We start from the raw sequence: 18,133 nt of genomic DNA on the forward strand, positions 1-18,133 counted from the left end.
CATGTTGACCGTCGAGTCACTCGACGTCGCGTACGGCCGGGCCCAGGTGCTCTTCGAGGTCGACCTGCAGGCCCCGGCCGGTGCGTTGGTCTGTGTGATGGGGCGCAACGGGGTCGGCAAGACCACGCTGCTGAAGGCGATCACCGGGGTGCTGCCGGTGCGCGCCGGCCGGGTCACCTTCGAGGGGCGCGACATCACCAAACTACGCACGCACGAGCGGGTTCGCCTCGGGCTGGGCTACGTGCCGCAGGGCCACGAGACCTTTCCACAGTTGACCGTCGCGGAGAACCTGCAGGTCGCGGTCGAGGCGGCGCGGACCGACAAGTCCAGCGTCGACGAGGCCCTCGACCTGTTCCCGGCGCTACGCGGGCTGCTGCGCCGCCGGGCCGGTTTCCTCTCCGGCGGCCAGCAGCAACAGTTGGCGATCGCCCGCGCACTGGTCACCCGGCCGAAGATGCTGCTGCTCGACGAGCCGACCGAAGGCATCCAGCCGTCCATCATCGTCGAAATCGAGGAGGCGATCGAACGGCTGCACTCCGAGGCCGGGCTGGCGATCCTGCTGGTCGAGCAGTACCTCGAACTGGCGCTGCGGCTGGCCGACCAGTTCGTCATCCTCGACGCCGGCGAGGTGGTCCGGGCCGGCGACAAGGAGGACCTGCGCGACGAGTCGGTCCGCCAACTGCTGTCGGTCTGACCTACGTTTTCCAGGTCGCCGCGTCGCGTTCGGCGGCGTCGATAGCGGCGTCGGTGACCCAGAACATGCCGACCAGCAGGCTGAGCGCCAACCCGCCCATGATCGCGAACACCGCGCGGAGACCGAACACCTCGGCCAGCAGCCCACCGGTGCCGGCACCCAGCGGGATACTGCCCCAGGCAAGCATCCGGTAGCCGCTGTTGACCCGGCCCAGCAGCCGGTCCGGGGTGATCCGCTGGCGCAGCGACACCGTGATCACGTTCCAGGCGGCGACCAGGACGCCGCCGCCGAAGAAGACCGCGCCGAGCAGGACCGCGTTGGTGCTCAGCGCGGGCGCGCCGACCAGACCGGCACACGCGACCACTGACACCCAGAGAGCCCGAGCCCGGCCGAGCCGGCGCTCGATCCGAGCGGCGACCAGCGAGCCGACCACGATACCGGCGGCCACCGTGGTCAGCAGCAACCCGTAGGTGGGCTCGGTCAGCCCCATCGCCGACCCGGGGCCGACCGCGTACAGCACCAGCACCCCGAAGACGGCGTTGGTGGTGAAGTTGCTGACGCCGACCATCACCGCGAGGGTGCGTAGCAGCCGGTGCCGCCAGAGGAAGCCCAGCCCTTCGGCGATCTCGGCGCGCATCGTGGTGGAGGTGGCTCGTTCGATCCGGAAGCGGCCACCCACCAGCAGCAGCGTCGCGATGGCAGCGGCCCACAGTCCGGCCGGCCCGGCAACGGCGACGGCTGCGCTGGCGGCGACCAGGAACCCGGCCAGTGGCGGGCCGATGAACTGGTTGGCGGTCATCTCGGCGGCGTGCAGTCGCCCGTTCGCCCGGGGCAGCAGGGTGCGCGGCACCAACTGCGGCAGGATCGACTGGGCCGAGGTGTCGTAGAGGGTCTCGGCGACGCCGACGCTGAACGCCATGAGATAGAGCAGCCAGATCGAGCCGAGGCCGAGCACCATGGTCAGGGCCAGCGCGCCGGCCATCCCGGCGCGGAAGGCGTTGGCGGCGAGCATCACCCGGCGCCGGTCGAACCGGTCGACGAGCGCGCCGGCCGGCAGCGCGAAGAGCAACCAAGGCAGGGAGAACGCCACCGCGACCCCGGCCACCAGCGCGGGCGAGCTGGTGTAGCCGATCGCGACCAGCGGCAGCCCGATCTTCACGATCCCGTCGGCGAGGTTGGAGACCACCGATGCCGACCACAGCTGCCAGAAGCGCACCCCGAGGCGCTGCGGTTCGGCACTCACCGGGTCGATGATGGCAGCGGTGGGCAAGGAGCCGGCCGGCCGGGCGGGTGTCAGGTCGTCGGTGGTAGCTCGAACAGCAGGCAGGACGAGGTGGCGTGGGCGGCCAGCCGGCCGGCGGCGTCGGTCAGCTTCGCCTCGGCGTACGCGGTGCGCCGCCCGCGCTGCACAACGGTGCCCTCGCAGCGCAGCGTGCCCGAGGCGAGCGTCACCGGGCGCAGGAACTTCACGTTCAGGTCGATCGAGGTGTAGCTCGTCCCGGCTGGCAGCACCGAGTGCACCGCGCAGCCGGCCGCGGTGTCCAGTAGCGTCGAGATGATGCCGCCGTGCACCGTGCCCAGGGCGTTGTAGTGGAACTCCTGTGGGGTCAGCACAGTGACCACTCGGCCGTGCTCGGGTTCCAACCCTTCGAGGCCCAGCATCACCATGACCGGCGGGGCGGGGATCTCCCCGGAGGCCATCGCCCGCAGCTGGCCCAGTCCGTCGAGGCCGTTCAAGGCCGCCAGCCGCACCGTGGCGGGGTCGGTCCACGAAAAGGTGCGACTGCGCTGCGCGGCGTCCGGCGTCGGCTGCTGAGTCTGTGTCATGGACGCAGCCTGGCAGCCGGTTGCTAGGTCTGTCAACAAGACCTAGCCTGGTCGGGGTGAGACCTACCGCACTCGACTGGTCCATCGACAACTGCACCATCGCCCGCACCATGGAGATCATCGGCGAGCGGTGGACCGTCGTCGTGCTCCGCGAGGTCTTCAACGGCGTACGGCGCTTCGACCAGATGCGTGACCGCACCGGCGTCCCCCGTCAGGTGCTGACCAACCGGCTCACCATGCTGGTCGACCAGGGCCTGCTGCGCCGGCACCCGTACCAGGAACCGGGGGAGCGGCAACGCTACGAGTACCGGCTCACCGACAAAGGGCTCGACCTGTGGCCGGTGCTGGTCGCCATGCTGCAGTGGGGCGACCGGTACTGCGCCGACCCGGACGGCTCCGCGCTCGCCGTCACCCACCGCGACTGCGGCGCCGAGGTCGGCGTGACGATGCGCTGCACCGCCGGCCACGACGTCGCCGACCCCCGCGACGTGCTGCCTCGCCCCGGCCCCGGTGCCCGCCGCCGCGAACCGACCGGCTGAGGACCTACGCTGCGGGCGTGCACATCTCGCTCACCGCCATCGTCGTCGACGACTACGACCCGGCGATCGACTTCTTCACCACCGTCCTCGGCTTCGAGTTGGTCGAGGACTCCCCGTCGACGACCAACGACGGCCGCCCCAAACGGTGGGTGGTGGTGCGGCCACCCGGTGCCGAGACCGGCATCCTGCTGGCCCGCGCCGACGGCGACGCCCAGCGGGCGGCGATCGGCAACCAGGCCGCCGGCCGGGTCGGCTTCTTCCTGCGGGTGGACGACTTCGAGGCCGCGTACCAGCGGATGGTCGACCACGGCGTTCGGTTCGTGACCGCGCCGCGCACCGAACCGTACGGCCGGGTGGTGGTCTTCGCCGACATCGCCGGCAACCGGTGGGACCTGATCGGCCCCGCCCGCGGTGACAGTACGGGCAGCGGCTAACCGCCCGGCTGGGCGGCGGCGTGCCGTTGGTGGTAGGCGCGGACCTGGTCCTCCACCTCGGCGCGCAGTGCCAGGAACTCCGGCAGCCGCTTGACCGCCAGGTCCCGTGGCACGCCGGCGCGGTCCGGCGGCAACTCCACCGCCAGGTCGGCGGCGACCCGCCCGGGGTCGCTGGCCAGCACGACCACCCGCTGGCCGAGGAAAACCGCCTCCTCGACGTCGTGGGTCACCATCACCACGGTGGTGCCGGTGTCGGCCCACACCCGGCGGACGAACAGCTGCATGTCCTCCTTCGTCTGCACGTCCAGGGCGCCGAACGGCTCGTCGAGCAGCAGCACCTGCGGCTCACAGGCCAACGCGCGGGCGATCGCCACCCTCTGGAGCTGCCCGCCGGAGAGCTGTTTCGGCAGCGCGTGCCGCAGCCCGGTCAGCCCGGTCTCCGCCAGGTACCAGGCGACCCGGCGGACCCGTTCGGCCCGGCTGATCGGCAGCAGCTCCAGCCCGAACGCGACGTTGCGTTGCACCGTGCGCCACGGATACACCGCGCCGCTCTGCAACACCAGGCCCCGGTCCGGTCCGGGGCCGGTGACCGGCGCCCCGTCGAGCAGCACGGTGCCCCGGCCCGGCGCGGCCAGCCCGGCGATCAACGACAGCAGGGTCGACTTGCCGGATCCGGAGGCGCCGACCATGCAGACGAACTCGCCTCGGCGTACCGCCAGATCCACGCCGTCGAGCGCGCGCAGTGACCCGCCTGCGGCGGTCCGGAAGTCCCTGCCGACGGCGTCGAGGCGCACCAACGGCGCGGGTTGGGTCGCGGTCACGTCGTCCACCTGCCGATCCGGTCGCGGGTGGTCCGTAACGTCAGGTCGATCGCCACCCCGATCAGCGCGATCACGATCAGTACGGCGAAGATGTTGTCGAGCTGGTTGAAGCGTTGCGACCGGACGATCCGGTAGCCCAGCCCGGACTGGGCGTTGATCAGCTCGGCGACGACGACGAAGTTCCACGCGGCGGCGGCGTTGACCCGGATCGAGTCGATCATGCCGGGCAGCGAGTGCGGCACGATCACCTTGCGCAGCACCTCGAAGCGCCGGGCACCGAGGGTGTACGACACGTCGATCAACCCGGCCGGCACGGTCCGAACCACGTTGGCGGTCATCAGGGTGTTGAAGAAGACCGTCGCGATGAAGATCAACGCCACCTTGGACGGCTCGCCCAACCCCAACCAGATGATCAGCAGCGGGATGAACGCGCTGGCCGGCAGGTAGCGCAGCAGGCCGATCATCGGTTCCAACGCCGCCCGCCCGGCCTGGAAGCTGCCCATCAGCAGACCCAGCGGCACCGACACCGCCACGGCCAGGCCGAAGCCGCGCAGCACCCGACCCACGGTCGCGGCGGTGTCGGTCCAGAGCTGACCCGAGCGGGCCATCTCCGCGCCGGCCGTCACCGACTCCCACGGCGACGGCAAGAAGTCCGGTTGCCCGTCGACCAGCATGCTGCCGACCTGCCAGGCAGCCAGTGGCACCACGATCGAGGCGACCGTCAACATCCGCCGTCCAGTTGCCGGGATCGGTGTACGGATGGCCAGCAGTGCCGGCACCCGGCGGGCCGGGCGACGCCGGGGCAGCGGCCCCCACGTCGCCCGGCCGATACTGTCGTCGGCGGGCCTGCCGGTGTCGTCCGGGCCGCCGTTCGTAGTCGCTGGCGCCGGCGCGACGGTCACGGTGACACCGCCGCCACGAACTGCCCGTCGAGCAGGCCGTCGGTCGACGGCGCCTCGTCCACCAGCCCGGTCTCGACAAGGAACTCGGCGATCGACCGGGCCTGGAAGTCCAGGTTCGCCGGGGTGTCACCCGGCTCGAACGCGGCCTGATTCTCGGCCAGGCTGAAGATCGTCGTGCCGGCGTCGTACGTGCGGTAGTCCTCGACACTGACCCCGGCCTGCGCAGCCATGATGTCGATCGCCTCGTCCGGGTTGTCGGCGATCCACTCCAGGGTGTCGAACCAGGTGTCCACCACCGCCTGCACCTGCTCCGGTTGCCCGGCCACGAACTCCGAGTCGAACACCAGATGGTCCGGGATTGCCCCGGGGAAGTCGGCCGAGGTGGCGATCGCCCTGCTGCCGTCGAGGCCCAAGGCGGTGGTGGTGAACGGGGCGAACACGCCGACGGCGTCGACCTGGCCGGCGAGGAACGCGGCGGCGGCCGCGTCGGTCAGCAACGGGCTGATCTCTACGTCGTCGGCGGACAACCCGGCTTCGGCGAGCGCCAGCAGCAGCAGGTAGTGATCGACGGTGCCCTCCTCGATCGCCACCCGCTTGCCGGCCAGGTCCGCCACCGAGTCGATCCCCGGCGCGGCGATGATCTGGTCGTTGCCGGTCGAGTTGTCGTTGACCAGCACCACGGTCTGGCTGGCACCGCCGCTGACCGACGACAGGGTGTCGTTGAGGGTCTGGCTGTTGGCATCGAGGTTGCCGGTGGCGAGCGCGGTCAGGCTGTCGGTGTAGCTGTCGAAGTAGGTCAGCTCGACGTCGACCCCGTTGGCCTCGAACAACCCCTGCTCCTGCGCGACCTGCCAGGGGAACCAGCCGGGCCAGGCGCTGAACCCCAACCGTACGGTCTGTGAACCGGACCCGGCGTCGTCGCTGTCGTCGCCGCAGCCGGCGGCGGTGACCAGCAGCGTCGCCGCACAGGCGGCGGCGATGACCGCCCGGGTGGGCCAGCGGCGGGAAAATATGGCGGTACGTCGCATCTATGTCCTCCGTTGGATAAGGGGATCCGCGTCCCTGCGGGTGCAGGTCAGCGGCGCGGCAGGTGCCCGGCCCGGACCAGGCAGCCGAGGGTGTCGCAGATGACCCGGGTGGCGATCAGCGAGGTGATGTCGGCGTTGTCGTACGGCGGCGAGCACTCCACCACCTCGATGCCGGCGAGCGGCTTCTCGGCGATCAACTGGATGAACTTGAGCACCTCGCGGGGCAGGAAGCCGCCCGGCTCGGGCCAGCCGGTGCCGGGCACGAACGCGGCGTCCAGACAGTCCACGTCGAACGACAACCAGACCGCCTCTGCACCGTCCCAGGCCACTTCGAGGGCCTTGGCGGCGGCGGCCTCGATGCCCATCTCGACGCAGTCGGTGACCGTCATGATCGTGGTGCCGCGCTCCCGGCCGACCTTGACCCCGGGGCGGGGTGCCTGCCAGCCGCCGATGCCGATCTGCACCAGGTTCTTCGCTGGCACGTTCGGGATGTCGGTGGCGTGGAACCACGGGGTGGTGTGCATCCGCTCGTCGAGGTCGGTCTCCTGGGTGTCGACGTGCCGGTCGAAGTGGATGATGCCCAGGTTGCCGTTGAGATGCTCGGCGACGCCGCGCACCGTCGGGTAGCCGATCGAGTGGTCGCCGCCGAGCACCACCGGGAACGCCCCGGAGGAGTAGACGTGGCTGACCGCCTTGGAGATCTGGTCGAAGGTCTTCTCGATGTTCGCCGGGATGGTGAAGATGTCCCCCAGGTCGGCGATCGTGATCGACTCCCGTAGGTCGACGCCGAGTTCGAACGAGTACGGCCCGTACAGCGCGGAGATCTTGCGGATGCCCTGCGGCCCGAACCGGGTCCCGGGGCGGTACGTCGTACCGCCGTCGAACGGCGCGCCGAGGACCGCGACGTCGTACTCGCCGCAACGGCGTACGTCTTCGACGTACGGTGCCTTCAGGAAGGTGTTGATCCCGGCGAAGTGCGGCAGCTCGCCACGGGAGAACGTCGGGATCCGTTTGTCGACGATCGAGTCCGCGCCGGGCAGGCCGTACTCCAGGCCGCGGGCGATCTCCTCTTCCCACTTGGTGGTGGGCAGCTCGGCTTCGCGGGCGACCGCGTACGCCGCCTCCGGGCCGTAGTTGCCGTGCAGCTCGGGCTGGTCGGCGGGCTGCTCGTCGCGGTGCGGGTGATTGTGATGGTGGTGGAAGCCCACGGGGCACCTCCGAATGAGGGCCTGGCTGAGGCACAGCCAGACATTCGGCTGCCTCCCGGGCTTTTGTCCCGCCGTGGAACGCCATGCCCGCCCGTGTCGGCGGTCCGGCGCCTGCACCTCTTGGACCAGCCCCGCCCCCGGTTGCCCGTCTCTGGCTGCCCGGCGGCGGCGGAACCCTAGGTGCGCCTCACCGTTGGTGAGTCACCCGGAGTAGACGCCTCTGTGGTTTCAGTCACTTTGCTGACCCGTTGCCTTTCCGTATCGGCTGTTCGGGCCCGCGCATGATCGCCTCGTCGACGGCGTGGGTAGCCAGGTCGGACCAGACCCGTTCGTACGCGGAGACGTGCGCCGGCTGGTCCAGGTACATCGTCCCGGTCAGGGTGCCGAGCCGGACCAGCCCCGACCCGGCAACCGGCCGTCCGGGAGTGACAGTGGTCGCGGCGAAGCGCAGCAAGGTGAACGAGTTGGTCATGCCGGCGTGCGCGCCGCCGGCCAGCGGCAGCACCCGGACCGAGATCCCCGGCCGGGTGGCCAGCGCGCGCAGGTGGTCGAGTTGCGCCCGCATCGCAGCCGGGCCGCCGACGGTACGCCGCAGCGCGCTTTCGTTGACGATCACCTGCACCGCCGGTGGGTACGGATGGGTCAGCAGGTGCCGCTGTCGGGTGGCCAACTGGTCGAGGCGGGCGGCGATCTCGTCGTCGCTGCGGTGACCGGCCGGGCAGCTCAGCACCGCCTCGGCGTACCCGGGGATCTGCAGCAGGTCCGGGATCATCGCCTGGTCGTAGCAGCGGATCAGCGTCGCGGACTGCTCGAACACCGGGTACGGGTCGGCATCGGCCGGCGGCCCGGTCAGCTCGTCGTGCCACCAGCGACCCCCGGTTGGGCGGTCGAGCTCCGCCGCCAGGGCGAGCAGGCGTTCGGTGGTCCCGTCGTCGGCCCCGTACAGCTGGCAGAGCGCCGACATGTCCGCCACGTTCCACCGGATCCGCAGGTCGCCGGCCTCGATCCGCCAGAGGGTGCCGCTGCCCCGGTGCAGCTTGTCGGCGGCGGTGTCCTGGGACAGCCCGGCTTCGTGGCGCAGCGCCGCCAACCAGCGCCCCACCTGGCGCCGCAGCAGCGCCGTCCCGCCCGCCTGCGCGTTGGTGCCCGCCGCGCGGACACCACGTCCGTTGTACGTCGCGGCCCCTCGGCCGCCGCCCTTGCCAGCCATACCCGATAGCGTGAAGCATCAGTTGCCCAAAGGCAATGCCCTAAGGCAACTCCGTAACGTCGGTTGGGTGGACCTGGTCGGGACTTCGGAGCTGCGCGCGATGCTGGGCACGCCGGAGAAGCCGGTGAGCAAGCAGCGGGCATACGTGGTCAGCCGGTCCAAGGGCTTCCCTGACCCGGTAGCCCGGCTGGCGCAGGGTCCGGTGTGGTTGAAGGCTGATGTCGAGCGGTGGATTCAGGAGAACCGACCGCCCAGGGCGAGCTGAACTAGCGGGAATCAGGCTGGCGAGGGTGGCAGCCTGCGGCTAGCTTTCCGCCGTGAGCTTCGCCAGTGACGCGCGAGCCGTACGGGACCCCTCGAAGCCGCTGCACCTGCGGGTGGCCGCCTGGCGGCGCTGCCTGTGCCGGTACGCCCCGTACGGCTTCGGGTCGACCCTGCGCCACCTGCGGGAGCGCTTCGGCTCGCTGGACGATCCGGCGGCGCTCGAATCGGCGATGTCCGCGTTGAAGGCCAGTCGGCGGGTGTGGCTCGCTCAGGTAGCCCGGTTCCAGCAGGGCCGCCGGGCGGCGAAGGCGCAGGGTCGGCGTCGGGTGCACGCGGTCGACCTGGCTCCGTACCGGGATCAGGGTTGGCCCGGCGGTGTAGCGGCCGGCGGCCCGCTCCCGGGCAGCCGCACCGACCAGTGGGTCGTCGACGAGTTCCTGGCCAGGTACGGGATGGCGTTGTGGACTCCGCAGCCGGTCAACCACCGGAGGAGGCTGCGCCGGCTGCCACCAGTAGATTCCGCAGCGGCCACGTTCTTCGGCAGCGTGGGGTGCGGTGGCTTCCTGCTGGGTGTCATCGCACTTGTCGCCGTGTTGTGCGCGGATCCACCGGCGATCGCGTGGTGGTCCCTTGCGGTGGCCGGGGTGTTGACGCTGCTCGTGGTCGCTCGGCGTGAAGTGGTCAGCGGCGCGGACCAGCGCCGTAGCGCCCATGCCGAACGCGTCCGGATCGTCATGCTGGCCGAGGCGGCCGAGCGACGCTGCCGTGCCGACCGGTTGCGCTCGTTCAATCCACGCTGAGCAGTTGTGGCGAAGTCACCCGGACCGGTTCACCGGTTTGGTCTGCGGGGCGGCTCTTGCGCTGCGCGGTGTCGGTCCATGTCGCGCACGGGCTTGATCCCGTAGCGGGATCAAAATCCCCTAACGGGATCACGTTTGAAGAGACATGGTGGTGCCGCCGAAAGATGCGGGGATGCCGCCCCGGCCAGTGCCGGCGATCGGCCATTATGTGGGAAATCTTTCCCGAAATACGAGAAGCTAGATAGCGTCGGGGCATGTCAGCCGTATACACGCACGGTCATCACGAGTCGGTGCTGCGCTCCCACCGCTGGCGTACCGCCGAGAACTCGGCCGCGTACCTGTTGCCGCACCTGCGGCCCGGCCAGACGTTGCTCGACATCGGCGCCGGTCCCGGCACCATCACCATGGACCTCGCCGCACTCGTCGCCCCGGGCCGGGTCACCGCCACCGAGGTCACCGACGAAGCGCTGTCGCTGTCGCGCGCCGAGGCGCAGGCCCGGGGCGTCACGACTGTCGACTTCACCACGGCCGACGTACACGAACTGCCGTTCCCCGACGACGCGTTCGACGTGGTCCACGCCCACCAGGTCCTCCAGCACGTCGGCGACCCGGTCCGCGCGCTCGCCGAGATGCGCCGGGTCTGCCGGCCCGGGGGAGTGGTCGCGGCCCGTGACAGCGACTACGACCGCTTCGCCTGGTATCCCGCCGTACCCGAACTCGACGAATGGCTCGCGCTCTACCAGGCGACCGCCCGCGCCAACGGCGGCGAACCGGACGCCGGCCGCCGCCTGCTCTCCTGGGCGTTTGCCGCCGGCTTGCGCGACATCACCCCCGGCGCTTCCGCCTGGTGCTACGCCACCGACGAGGACCGCCGCTGGTGGGGGACCATGTGGTCCGAGCGCATCGTCGCCTCCGAGATGGCCCGGCAGATCCTCGCCGCCGGCGCCGCCACCCCCGCCGACCTGCAACGACTCTCCGCCGGCTGGCTCCGCTGGGCCGACGCGCCCGACGGCTGGTTCGCCATTCTGCACGGCGAGATCCTCTGCCGTCCCTGACTCAGACGGTCGATCGATCAGCGTGGATTGTCGGCGGGGGGCGTGACAAGCTGATCCGCATGGAGCTCGACGTCGGTCGGATGACCCTGCGCCTGTTGACGGTGTTCCGGAGTTCACAGCACTCCTACGACTCGACGGACACCTGCCTCGTCACCCTCGCCCACGACGGCGTCACCGGCCTGGGTGAGGGCACACCGGCCTGGGCGCACGGCGAAACCGTCGAGCAGGTCGTCGCGGCGGTCGCCGAACACGGCAGAGACGTCCTCGGCCCGGACCTGTCCGATCCGGACCAGGTCCTGGACCGGGTGGCCGACTGGGACGGACCGGTCGGCGCGCGGATGGCGCTCGACGGCGCGGTGCACGACTGGCTGGGCCGGTCCGCCGGCGTACCGACGTGGCAGCTGTACGGCGTACCGCGCACCCTGCCCGAGCCGACCGGCTTCACCATCGGGCTCGGCAGTGTCGCGCAGACCCTGGAGCTGGTGGCGAACGCGCCACCAGTCGGCGCGTTCAAGATGAAGGTACGCGGCGCCGAAGACCTCGACCGGCTGGCCGCCGTTCGCGCGGTCACCGACCTGCCGGTACGGATCGACCCCAACGAGGCGTGGGACCTGCGGACCGCGCTGGAACTGACCCCGGCCCTGCGCGCCCTCGACATCCAGCTCGTCGAGCAGCCGTTCGCGAGAGATGCGGTCGACGCGTACCGCCGCTACCGCAAGCTGCCCGACCGGTTGCCGTTCTTCCTGGACGAGGGCTGCACGGGCGTGGACAGTGTCCGGGCGGCCGCCGGCCTGGCCGACGGGGTGGTGGTCAAGCTGGCCAAGTCCGGTGGAGTGCGGGCCACCCGCCGGGTGATGGAGGCCGCGCGGCAGGTGGGCCTGTCGGTGATGCTCAGCTGCAACTGCGAGTCGGAGCTCGCGCTGAGCCAGGCCGCCCTACTGGCCCCGCTGGCCGACCGCATCGACATCGACAGCCAGTTCCTCCTGCGTGATCCCCCGTTCCGAGGGCTGGGCCTCGACCAGGGGCGGATCGTTCTCGGCGACGCCGCAGGGTTGGGGGTGGTGCCGTCCGACCAGCACACCTTCGGCGGTGCTGAGCCGACCGGAGCCGGCGTCCGGTCCGGCGGCGGGCCGGACGACTGATGGCCGCCCCGGCCACCCCCCGCGCGGCCGCGGGCACCCGCCCCTGGCCGGCACCGCGCAGGGGTGCCTTCACCCGCGCCCAGTGGGCCGTGCTGGCCGGCGGATTCCTGGTCAACGTCGGCTCGTTCTCGATCTATCCGTACCTGGCGGTGCTGCTGCGCGAACGCATGGGCGTAGGCATGGCGCAGGTCGGGATGGTGCTCGGAGCGGCGACCCTGGTGCAGTTCGCCAGCGCCCCGGCGACCGCCGCGGTGGCCGAGCGGATCGGTCTGAAGCGGTCCCTGGTGGCGGCCCTGACGCTGTACAGCCTCGGTGGGGCGGCGTTCCTCGCGGGACAGCGGGTCCCGGTGCTGACCGTCGCCGGCCTGTTGCTCATCTCCGGCGGCGGGTCACTGTACTCGCCGGCGTACCGTAGCTATCTGGTGCACGACGTGGGCGACGAGCAGCGGCCCCGGCTGGTGTCGGCGGGTAACGCCGCAGGCAACCTCGGTATAGCGGTGGGGCCGGTGGTGGGGGCGTTGTTCGTGCACCGGCCGACCGTGATGTTCGCGGCCGTGACGACGGTGTACGCCAGTGTGGCGCTCGGCCATGTCTTTCTCCGCCGGGAGCGGCGGGTCGCCGACGCGCCACCGGTGGAGCCGTTCCGGCGGATGCTGCACGGAGTGGCGGTGCTGCCGTTCGTCGTCACTGCCGTGTCGTTCTACGTGCACATGCAGTTCTACCAGTACCTCTCCAGTTACGCGCAGGGCCGGATGGCGACCCTGCTGTTCGGTGCGGCGATGATGGGCTACTCGCTCGGCCTGGTGGTGGTGCAGCCGCTGGTAGCCGACCGGGTGGGGAGGATGAGCTACCCGGCGGCGATGACGATCGGATTCGGTGCCCTGGCGACCGGGATGGTCGCGTTCGCCGGTGGGAACGGTCCGGCGGTGGTCTGCGGGGTCGCCGCGATCAGCCTCGGCAGCGCGGTGTTGTTCCTCAAGAACGACCTCGAAGCGTTGGCGGGGTCGGAAAGATCCGCGACGGTTGCCTTCGGCCAGCAGCGGCTCGCGGTCGGGGTCGGCTCGTTCCTCAGCGGAGTCGCCGGGGGCAGCGTGTACGGAGCGTTCGAACAAGGCGGGTTCCTGCCCGGATTCTGGCTGGTCGTCGCGGCCCAGTGTGTCGTCCTTCCGGTGCTGGTGCTCACGGTGGGGCGATGGCTGGGACGCCGCGTACCGACCCGGGGCGCGTAACCGCGCTCAGCCGGCCGACGCGGGCCGGCTGGTTCCCGGGCAGCTGGTTCCCCGAGGGCCGGCGACGGCGGCGGGGTGCAGGTCCTGGCCGGTTGACGGCGGGTGGGCGCGTCGCGCCCACGGCAAGGTCGACCAGGGCGGGGCCAACTCGTCGAGGGAGGCGATCTCCACCGGCTCCAAGGTGTCCATGTCGAGGGCTTCGCGGTGGCGGGCGAAGACCTTGTCGACGTACCGGTGGCCGGTGTCGGCTCCGATCAGCAGGTGCATCCGTTCCGGGCGGCGTCCGGCCTCCCACCGGGCCGCGAGGTACGCCGCGCCGGTGGAGAGGCCGGCGAAGACCGCATGAGCGCGCATCAATGCGATGGTGCCGGCCATGGCATGGCGGAAGCCGATCCAGTGCACCTGGTCGTACAGTTCGTGGCGGACGTTGTCGAAGGGGATGGCGCTGCCGATCCCGGCGATGATCGCGTCCGGATCCGGGAACCGTTCACTGCCGAAGCTGACGCTGCCGAACGGCTGGACCCCCACGAGCCGGGTCGACGGCTCGTGGGTGCGGATCGACTGGATCAGCCCGGCGCTGGACGCGCCAGTGCCGACGCTGGCGACCGCGGTCAGCGGTACCTGCGGCACGGCGGCCCGGACGAGTGTCGCCAGTTCGGCGTAGCCGAGTCGGTGCACCGGGTCGTGGTACTGGCGCATCCAGTGCATGCCAGGGTTGGCACGCAGGAGCTCCTGTACCCGCGCCACGCGTCGGTGCTGGTCCAGTCGCAGGTCGCTCTCGACGGGCATCTGGTGCACGGTGGCGCCGAGGATTTCCAGCTGCGACCGGATGGTCGGGGTCACCGTGGTCGAGGCGACGATGTGGCAGCGCAGTCCGTACCGGTGACAGGCCATGGCCAGCGCGAGGGCGTAGATGCCGCTGGAGCTGTCGACGAGGGTGTCGCCGGGGCGGACGGTCCCTGCCGCCAGCAGCGCCCGTACCGCGCCGAGGGCGGCGTAGACCTTCAGAGTTTCGAACCGGGCCAGGACCATGGTGTCCGACAGGCGGATGAGGCTCGGTGCCTTGATGGCGTCGGTGACGTGCGAGTGCACCGGTGGCGGGGTCGTCGACGGGCCCGTGGACGGCATGGCCTGATCGCTCCTTTGATTGACAACACATTGTCGTTCACAAATGTGAATCCTCGGCGTGGATGTGTTCTGGTGACATGTTGGTCGCTCCTGGTAGTGGATTGGTTCCTGCTGTCGTATGCCATCGCGGTGCCAGTAGCTGATCGAAGCAGAATGTCCGACATCGAGATGGTGATCCGGAATCTTCTGGCTTCGCCAGCTTCTGAGGCTGATCAATCTTCTTCGATCGACGAGGGAACTTCCGCGCCTCGACGAGCGACCTGTAAGACGTCAGTCGTCGGGCGAGTACGGAGCTGCCGATGGAGTGGTTTGCAGACGACGGGTTCTGGGTGGACTTCGCCGCCGCGTTGTTCGCCCCGCACCGTCAGCAGGAGGCCCGGAGTCGGGTGGCGACCTCGCCACTGCTGGAGGTCACAGCCGGGACCAGAGTGCTGGACCTCGGCTGCGGTCCGGGTACCTACGCCGTCCCGCTCGCCGCGCGCGGTGCCCAGGTCACCGGGGTCGACCTGAGCGCGACCATGCTGGACCGAGCCGACCGGGCCGGCGAGCAGGCCGGACTATCGGTACGCCTGGTCCAAGCCGACATGCGGGAGTTCGTCGAGCGGGACAGCTATGACCTGATCATCAGCATGTACACCTCGTTCGGATACTTCACCGACCCGGCCCAGAACCAGCTGGTGCTACACAACGCCTGGCAGAGCCTGGTGCCAGGCGGGCGACTGCTGATGGACCTGTTCAGCAAGGAGATTTTCGCCCGGTGGGCGGGCACCCCGAAAGTGGTTCAGCTGGACGGCGGACACCTGGTCATGCGGGACACCATCCTGGACGACTGGACCCGGTTCCGCAGCGATTGGACCTTGATCCGGGGCGACACCGCCCGGCACGGGTACTTAGAACAGTTCGTCTACAGCGCAGCCGAGATCCGCAGCATGCTGAGCGCCGCCGGGTTCACCGACGTCACCTGCTTCGGCGGCTTCGCCGGTGAACCGTACGACAATCACGCGCAGCGGCTGCTCGTGCGGGCGAGCCGTCCCGCGCAGGCCGAGGAGGCGGGGACGTGACCATCGCGTCGCTGGAGTCGCTGACGTTCGGCCTTGCCCGGCTGCGCGAGGCCGCCGCCGAAAGCGGACACCGGCTGTGCCTGCTCACCGGGGACCGGTCGGTATACGCGTACGAACTCGACCGGCTCGGACCCGACGACGTGACCGTGATCGACGTCGACACCACCGACGTGGCCGCCTGCGCCGCCGCCCTCGACCAACTGCCCGACCTCGCCGGGCTGGTCAACTCCACCGACACGTGGATGATGCCCGGGGCGACGTTGGCGGCCAGGTACGGACTGGCAACGCTCGGCCCGCAGGTGGCCCACATTCTGCGGGACAAGGCGCAGGTCCGTACCCTGCTGCACCGGGCCGGACTCAGTCGCGCCGACGCACGCCGCGCGGAGCCCACCGGCGAGGCGGTCACCGAGGCGGTCGCGGCCGTCGGCTACCCGGTGATCGTCAAGGACTCGGCGGGTACCTCCTCCCGGTCGGTGTGGCTGGTCCGCGACGACGCCGAACGCGACCGGGCCGCCCGCCAGGTCGCCGATGCCACCTTGCTGGGCCGGCACCTGGTGGTCGAACCGTACTTCCCGGGCCCCGTGTACAGCGCCGAGACGGTCAGTTGGCGCGGGCACACCCGGTTGCTCGGGATCGCGGTGCACATCCACACCCCCGAGCCGGTCCGTCGGGAGGAGGCCGTCGCCTTTCCGGTCGCGCTCCCGCCGGCCGAATCAGGTCGGCTGGCGACCTGGATCGGGGAGGTCCTCGCCGCGGTCGGGTTCACCGACGGGGTGGCACACACCGAGTTCGCCCACACCCCGGCCGGCCCGGAGGTCGTGGAGATCAACGGCCGGATCGCCGGAGCGGTCATCGGGGAGATGATGTGCCGGTCGCTCGGGTCGAACGTGTACTCGGCGGTGACCGACACCGCGCTCGGCCGCCGGCCGCGACTTCTCGACGCCCCGCTGACCCCCGACCGTGGCTTCGGGATGACGTTCCTGCATCCCCCGGCGGCGGGCCGACTCGCCGGCTGGCGCGGGCTCGAACGGCTACCGCAGTTCCCCGGCGGCCCCGAGTTCTTCCCGACCGCCCAGGTCGGTGACCGGATCGTTCACCTTGCCGATCAACGCGGCTGCACCGCTCTGGTGATGGCCGAGGGGCCCACCGCCGAGATCGGCCTCTACCACTCGCTGGCCGCCGCCGGCACCGTCACCCACGACATGCGACCGCTGGACTGGAATCTCGGACAGGAGCCCCATGACCACGTACGGGCCGGAAGCCTACGGTGAGCGCAACGCCGACGTCTACGACGAGTGGCACGCCGACCTCGATCCGACCGATGCCGTCGACTGCCTGGCCGACCTGATCGAGCACGGCCCGGCCGGGCCGGTCCTCGAACTGGCCGTCGGCACCGGCCGGGTGACCATTCCGTTGGCGGGTCGCGGGATCGATCTGCGGGGCATCGACGCATCCGAGGCGATGGTGGCCCGGATGCGGGCCAAGGCCGGCGGCGACCGAATCCCCGTCACCATCGGCGACATGGCCGACGTCGATCCAGGCACCGACGACCGGTTCGCCATGGTGTTCGTCGTATTCACCACCTTCTTTTTCCTGCTGACCCAGGAGGAGCAGGTACGGTGCTTCGCGAACGTCGCCCGGCGACTGCTGCCGGGCGGGCTGTTCGTGCTGGAGTGTCTGGTGCCCGACCTCGCCCGCTACCAGCGGCAGCAGAGCGTCGACGCCCACCGCGTCGACCACGACCACGTCCGCCTGGTCGCGGTCCGCCACGACCCCGTCGACCAGCGTTTCGACGGCCAGCACATCCTGATCAGCAACGACGGCATGCGGCTGGCCCCGGTGTCGATGCGCTACGCCTGGCCCGCCGAACTCGACCTGATGGCCCGCCTAGCCGGCCTGCGCCGTCGGCACCGGTGGGGCGGCTGGCACCGGGAGCCCTATCTCGGCACCGGCACCCACGTCACCGTCTACGACAACCCGGCCGCGTGACGTCGTAGCCGTTGAGCGACGTTCCGGCCGTTCAGCGACGTCGACGGTGGGAGTCGCCGCGAGCAACGCCCGAGTGTACGGATGCCGCGGGTCGCCGGTGACCTGTCCGGTCGGGCCCTGTTCGACGATGCGCCCGTACCGCATGACCGCGACGCGGTTGGCGAGTTGCCGGACGACGGCAAGGTCGTGGGAGATGAACAGGCAGGCCAGACCGAGCCGGTCGCGCAGATCGCACAGCAGGTTGAGAATCTTCGCCTGCACCGAGACGTCGAGCGCGGTGACGGGTTCGTCGCACACCAACAGGCGTGGCCCCAGCGCCAGCGCGCGGGCGATCGCCACCCGCTGCTGCTGACCGCCGGACAGCTGTCGGGGGCGGCATCCACCGACCGCCGGTCCGAGCCCGACGAGGTCGAGCAACTCGTCCACCCGGGCGGCGCGGGACCGGCCGTTGCCGACCCGGTGGATCCGCAGCGGCTCGGTGAGGGCCTGGCGCACCGTCTGAGCGGGGCTGAGAGTCAGGTACGGGTCCTGGAACACCATCTGGACCTGTCGTCGGTGTGCCCGCAGCGCGCGACCGCGCAGGGCGTGGACGTCGGCACCGTCGAACCGCACCGAGCCGGCCCGGGGCCGGTGCAGTCCGGTGACCACGCGGGCGAGGGTCGTCTTGCCGCAGCCCGACTCGCCGACAAGCCCGACGATCTCACTGGCGGCGACCTGGAGCGTGACGTCCTCGAGCACACCAAGCCGGCCCCGGCCGTGCCGTCGGAGGTGGTCGGCGGTGAGCTGTTCGACTTCCAGCATC

Annotated in this window: 20 protein-coding genes; 11 read left to right on the plus strand and 9 right to left on the minus strand. The window is 70.7% G+C overall.

The features are described 5' to 3' along the window. Position 1: 1 nt before the first annotated feature. Positions 2 to 694, plus strand: a complete 693-nt coding sequence (urtE, locus tag ACFHVL_RS16245) for an urea ABC transporter ATP-binding subunit UrtE (protein WP_416590095.1) — start codon at positions 2 to 4, stop codon at positions 692 to 694. Position 695: 1 nt separating this feature from the next. Here urtE and ACFHVL_RS16250 read toward each other — a convergent pair whose 3' ends face one another. Both ACFHVL_RS16250 and ACFHVL_RS16255 read right to left on the minus strand, forming a co-directional pair. After that, the gene (locus ACFHVL_RS16250) at positions 696 to 1,964 is read right to left on the minus strand and encodes an MFS transporter (protein ID WP_416628755.1); all 1,269 of its coding nucleotides are present in this window, start codon (positions 1,962 to 1,964) and stop codon (positions 696 to 698) included. Positions 1,965 to 1,987: 23 nt separating this feature from the next. Next, positions 1,988 to 2,521, minus strand: coding sequence for a PaaI family thioesterase (locus tag ACFHVL_RS16255; protein ID WP_416628757.1), 534 nt, complete (start codon positions 2,519 to 2,521; stop codon positions 1,988 to 1,990). A 56-nt stretch (positions 2,522 to 2,577) separates the two neighbouring features. Here ACFHVL_RS16255 and ACFHVL_RS16260 point away from each other — a divergent pair, with 56 nt between their 5' ends. Both ACFHVL_RS16260 and ACFHVL_RS16265 read left to right on the plus strand, forming a co-directional pair. Beyond that, positions 2,578 to 3,060, plus strand: coding sequence for a winged helix-turn-helix transcriptional regulator (locus ACFHVL_RS16260; RefSeq protein WP_416628759.1), 483 nt, complete (start codon positions 2,578 to 2,580; stop codon positions 3,058 to 3,060). A 17-nt stretch (positions 3,061 to 3,077) separates the two neighbouring features. Next, positions 3,078 to 3,494: a VOC family protein gene (locus ACFHVL_RS16265; RefSeq protein WP_416628761.1), complete on the plus strand. Its 417-nt coding sequence runs from the start codon at positions 3,078 to 3,080 to the stop codon at positions 3,492 to 3,494. On the opposite strand, the gene ACFHVL_RS16270 is transcribed toward ACFHVL_RS16265, so the two are convergent. The 5 genes from ACFHVL_RS16270 to ACFHVL_RS16290 form a co-directional block, all read right to left on the minus strand. Then, entirely contained in the window at positions 3,491 to 4,315 is an 825-nt protein-coding gene (locus ACFHVL_RS16270; RefSeq protein WP_416628763.1) for an ABC transporter ATP-binding protein, read from the minus strand. The two genes, ACFHVL_RS16265 and ACFHVL_RS16270, sit on opposite strands and share 4 nt — an antisense overlap. After that, on the minus strand, positions 4,312 to 5,217 hold the full coding sequence (locus ACFHVL_RS16275; protein WP_416628765.1) for an ABC transporter permease: 906 nt from the start codon (positions 5,215 to 5,217) through the stop codon (positions 4,312 to 4,314). The genes ACFHVL_RS16270 and ACFHVL_RS16275 overlap by 4 nt, the downstream gene beginning before the upstream one ends. Continuing rightward, positions 5,214 to 6,245 (minus strand): aliphatic sulfonate ABC transporter substrate-binding protein, encoded by a 1,032-nt coding sequence (locus tag ACFHVL_RS16280; RefSeq protein WP_416628767.1) that lies wholly within the window; start codon positions 6,243 to 6,245, stop codon positions 5,214 to 5,216. The genes ACFHVL_RS16275 and ACFHVL_RS16280 overlap by 4 nt, the downstream gene beginning before the upstream one ends. 47 nt (positions 6,246 to 6,292) lie before the next feature. Then, positions 6,293 to 7,453 (minus strand): agmatinase family protein, encoded by a 1,161-nt coding sequence (locus ACFHVL_RS16285; protein ID WP_416628768.1) that lies wholly within the window; start codon positions 7,451 to 7,453, stop codon positions 6,293 to 6,295. A 232-nt stretch (positions 7,454 to 7,685) separates the two neighbouring features. Continuing rightward, the gene (locus tag ACFHVL_RS16290) at positions 7,686 to 8,663 is read right to left on the minus strand and encodes a helix-turn-helix domain-containing protein (RefSeq protein WP_416628769.1); all 978 of its coding nucleotides are present in this window, start codon (positions 8,661 to 8,663) and stop codon (positions 7,686 to 7,688) included. Between the two features lie 67 nt (positions 8,664 to 8,730). Here ACFHVL_RS16290 and ACFHVL_RS16295 point away from each other — a divergent pair, with 67 nt between their 5' ends. The 5 genes from ACFHVL_RS16295 (at position 8,731) to ACFHVL_RS16315 (ending at position 13,153) form a co-directional block, all read left to right on the plus strand. Then, a complete protein-coding gene (locus ACFHVL_RS16295; protein ID WP_278168638.1) occupies positions 8,731 to 8,928 on the plus strand; it encodes a hypothetical protein in 198 nt (65 codons plus the stop codon). A gap of 52 nt (positions 8,929 to 8,980) precedes the next feature. Beyond that, on the plus strand, positions 8,981 to 9,727 hold the full coding sequence (locus ACFHVL_RS16300; protein WP_416628771.1) for a hypothetical protein: 747 nt from the start codon (positions 8,981 to 8,983) through the stop codon (positions 9,725 to 9,727). A 254-nt stretch (positions 9,728 to 9,981) separates the two neighbouring features. Continuing rightward, positions 9,982 to 10,782, plus strand: coding sequence for a class I SAM-dependent methyltransferase (locus ACFHVL_RS16305; protein WP_416628772.1), 801 nt, complete (start codon positions 9,982 to 9,984; stop codon positions 10,780 to 10,782). A gap of 59 nt (positions 10,783 to 10,841) precedes the next feature. Then, entirely contained in the window at positions 10,842 to 11,924 is a 1,083-nt protein-coding gene (locus ACFHVL_RS16310; protein WP_416628774.1) for an enolase C-terminal domain-like protein, read from the plus strand. Further along, entirely contained in the window at positions 11,924 to 13,153 is a 1,230-nt protein-coding gene (locus ACFHVL_RS16315) for an MFS transporter (protein WP_416628775.1), read from the plus strand. Before ACFHVL_RS16310 ends, ACFHVL_RS16315 begins: the two co-directional genes overlap by 1 nt. Positions 13,154 to 13,159: 6 nt before the next feature. On the opposite strand, the gene ACFHVL_RS16320 is transcribed toward ACFHVL_RS16315, so the two are convergent. After that, positions 13,160 to 14,281 carry a pyridoxal-phosphate dependent enzyme gene (locus ACFHVL_RS16320; RefSeq protein ID WP_416628776.1) on the minus strand — a complete coding sequence of 374 codons (1,122 nt, stop codon included), beginning with the start codon at positions 14,279 to 14,281 and terminating at the stop codon, positions 13,160 to 13,162. Between the two features lie 299 nt (positions 14,282 to 14,580). Between ACFHVL_RS16320 and ACFHVL_RS16325 the strand changes: the two genes are divergently transcribed. From ACFHVL_RS16325 to ACFHVL_RS16335, 3 genes are read left to right on the plus strand one after another with little or no spacing between them, the layout of a single operon-like run. Beyond that, entirely contained in the window at positions 14,581 to 15,342 is a 762-nt protein-coding gene (locus ACFHVL_RS16325) for a class I SAM-dependent methyltransferase (RefSeq protein WP_416628778.1), read from the plus strand. Beyond that, positions 15,339 to 16,613 (plus strand): ATP-grasp domain-containing protein, encoded by a 1,275-nt coding sequence (locus tag ACFHVL_RS16330; RefSeq protein ID WP_416628780.1) that lies wholly within the window; start codon positions 15,339 to 15,341, stop codon positions 16,611 to 16,613. The genes ACFHVL_RS16325 and ACFHVL_RS16330 overlap by 4 nt, the downstream gene beginning before the upstream one ends. Further along, entirely contained in the window at positions 16,582 to 17,331 is a 750-nt protein-coding gene (locus ACFHVL_RS16335) for a class I SAM-dependent DNA methyltransferase (protein ID WP_416628781.1), read from the plus strand. Before ACFHVL_RS16330 ends, ACFHVL_RS16335 begins: the two co-directional genes overlap by 32 nt. Here the strand turns inward: ACFHVL_RS16335 and ACFHVL_RS16340 are convergent. Then, positions 17,230 to 18,132, minus strand: a complete 903-nt coding sequence (locus ACFHVL_RS16340) for an ATP-binding cassette domain-containing protein (protein ID WP_416628783.1) — start codon at positions 18,130 to 18,132, stop codon at positions 17,230 to 17,232. The genes ACFHVL_RS16335 and ACFHVL_RS16340 overlap by 102 nt on opposite strands. Position 18,133 lies beyond the last annotated feature (1 nt).

The organism is Micromonospora sp. LOL_023 (genome assembly GCF_048060115.1).
Classification (GTDB): Bacteria; Actinomycetota; Actinomycetes; order Mycobacteriales; family Micromonosporaceae; genus Micromonospora_E.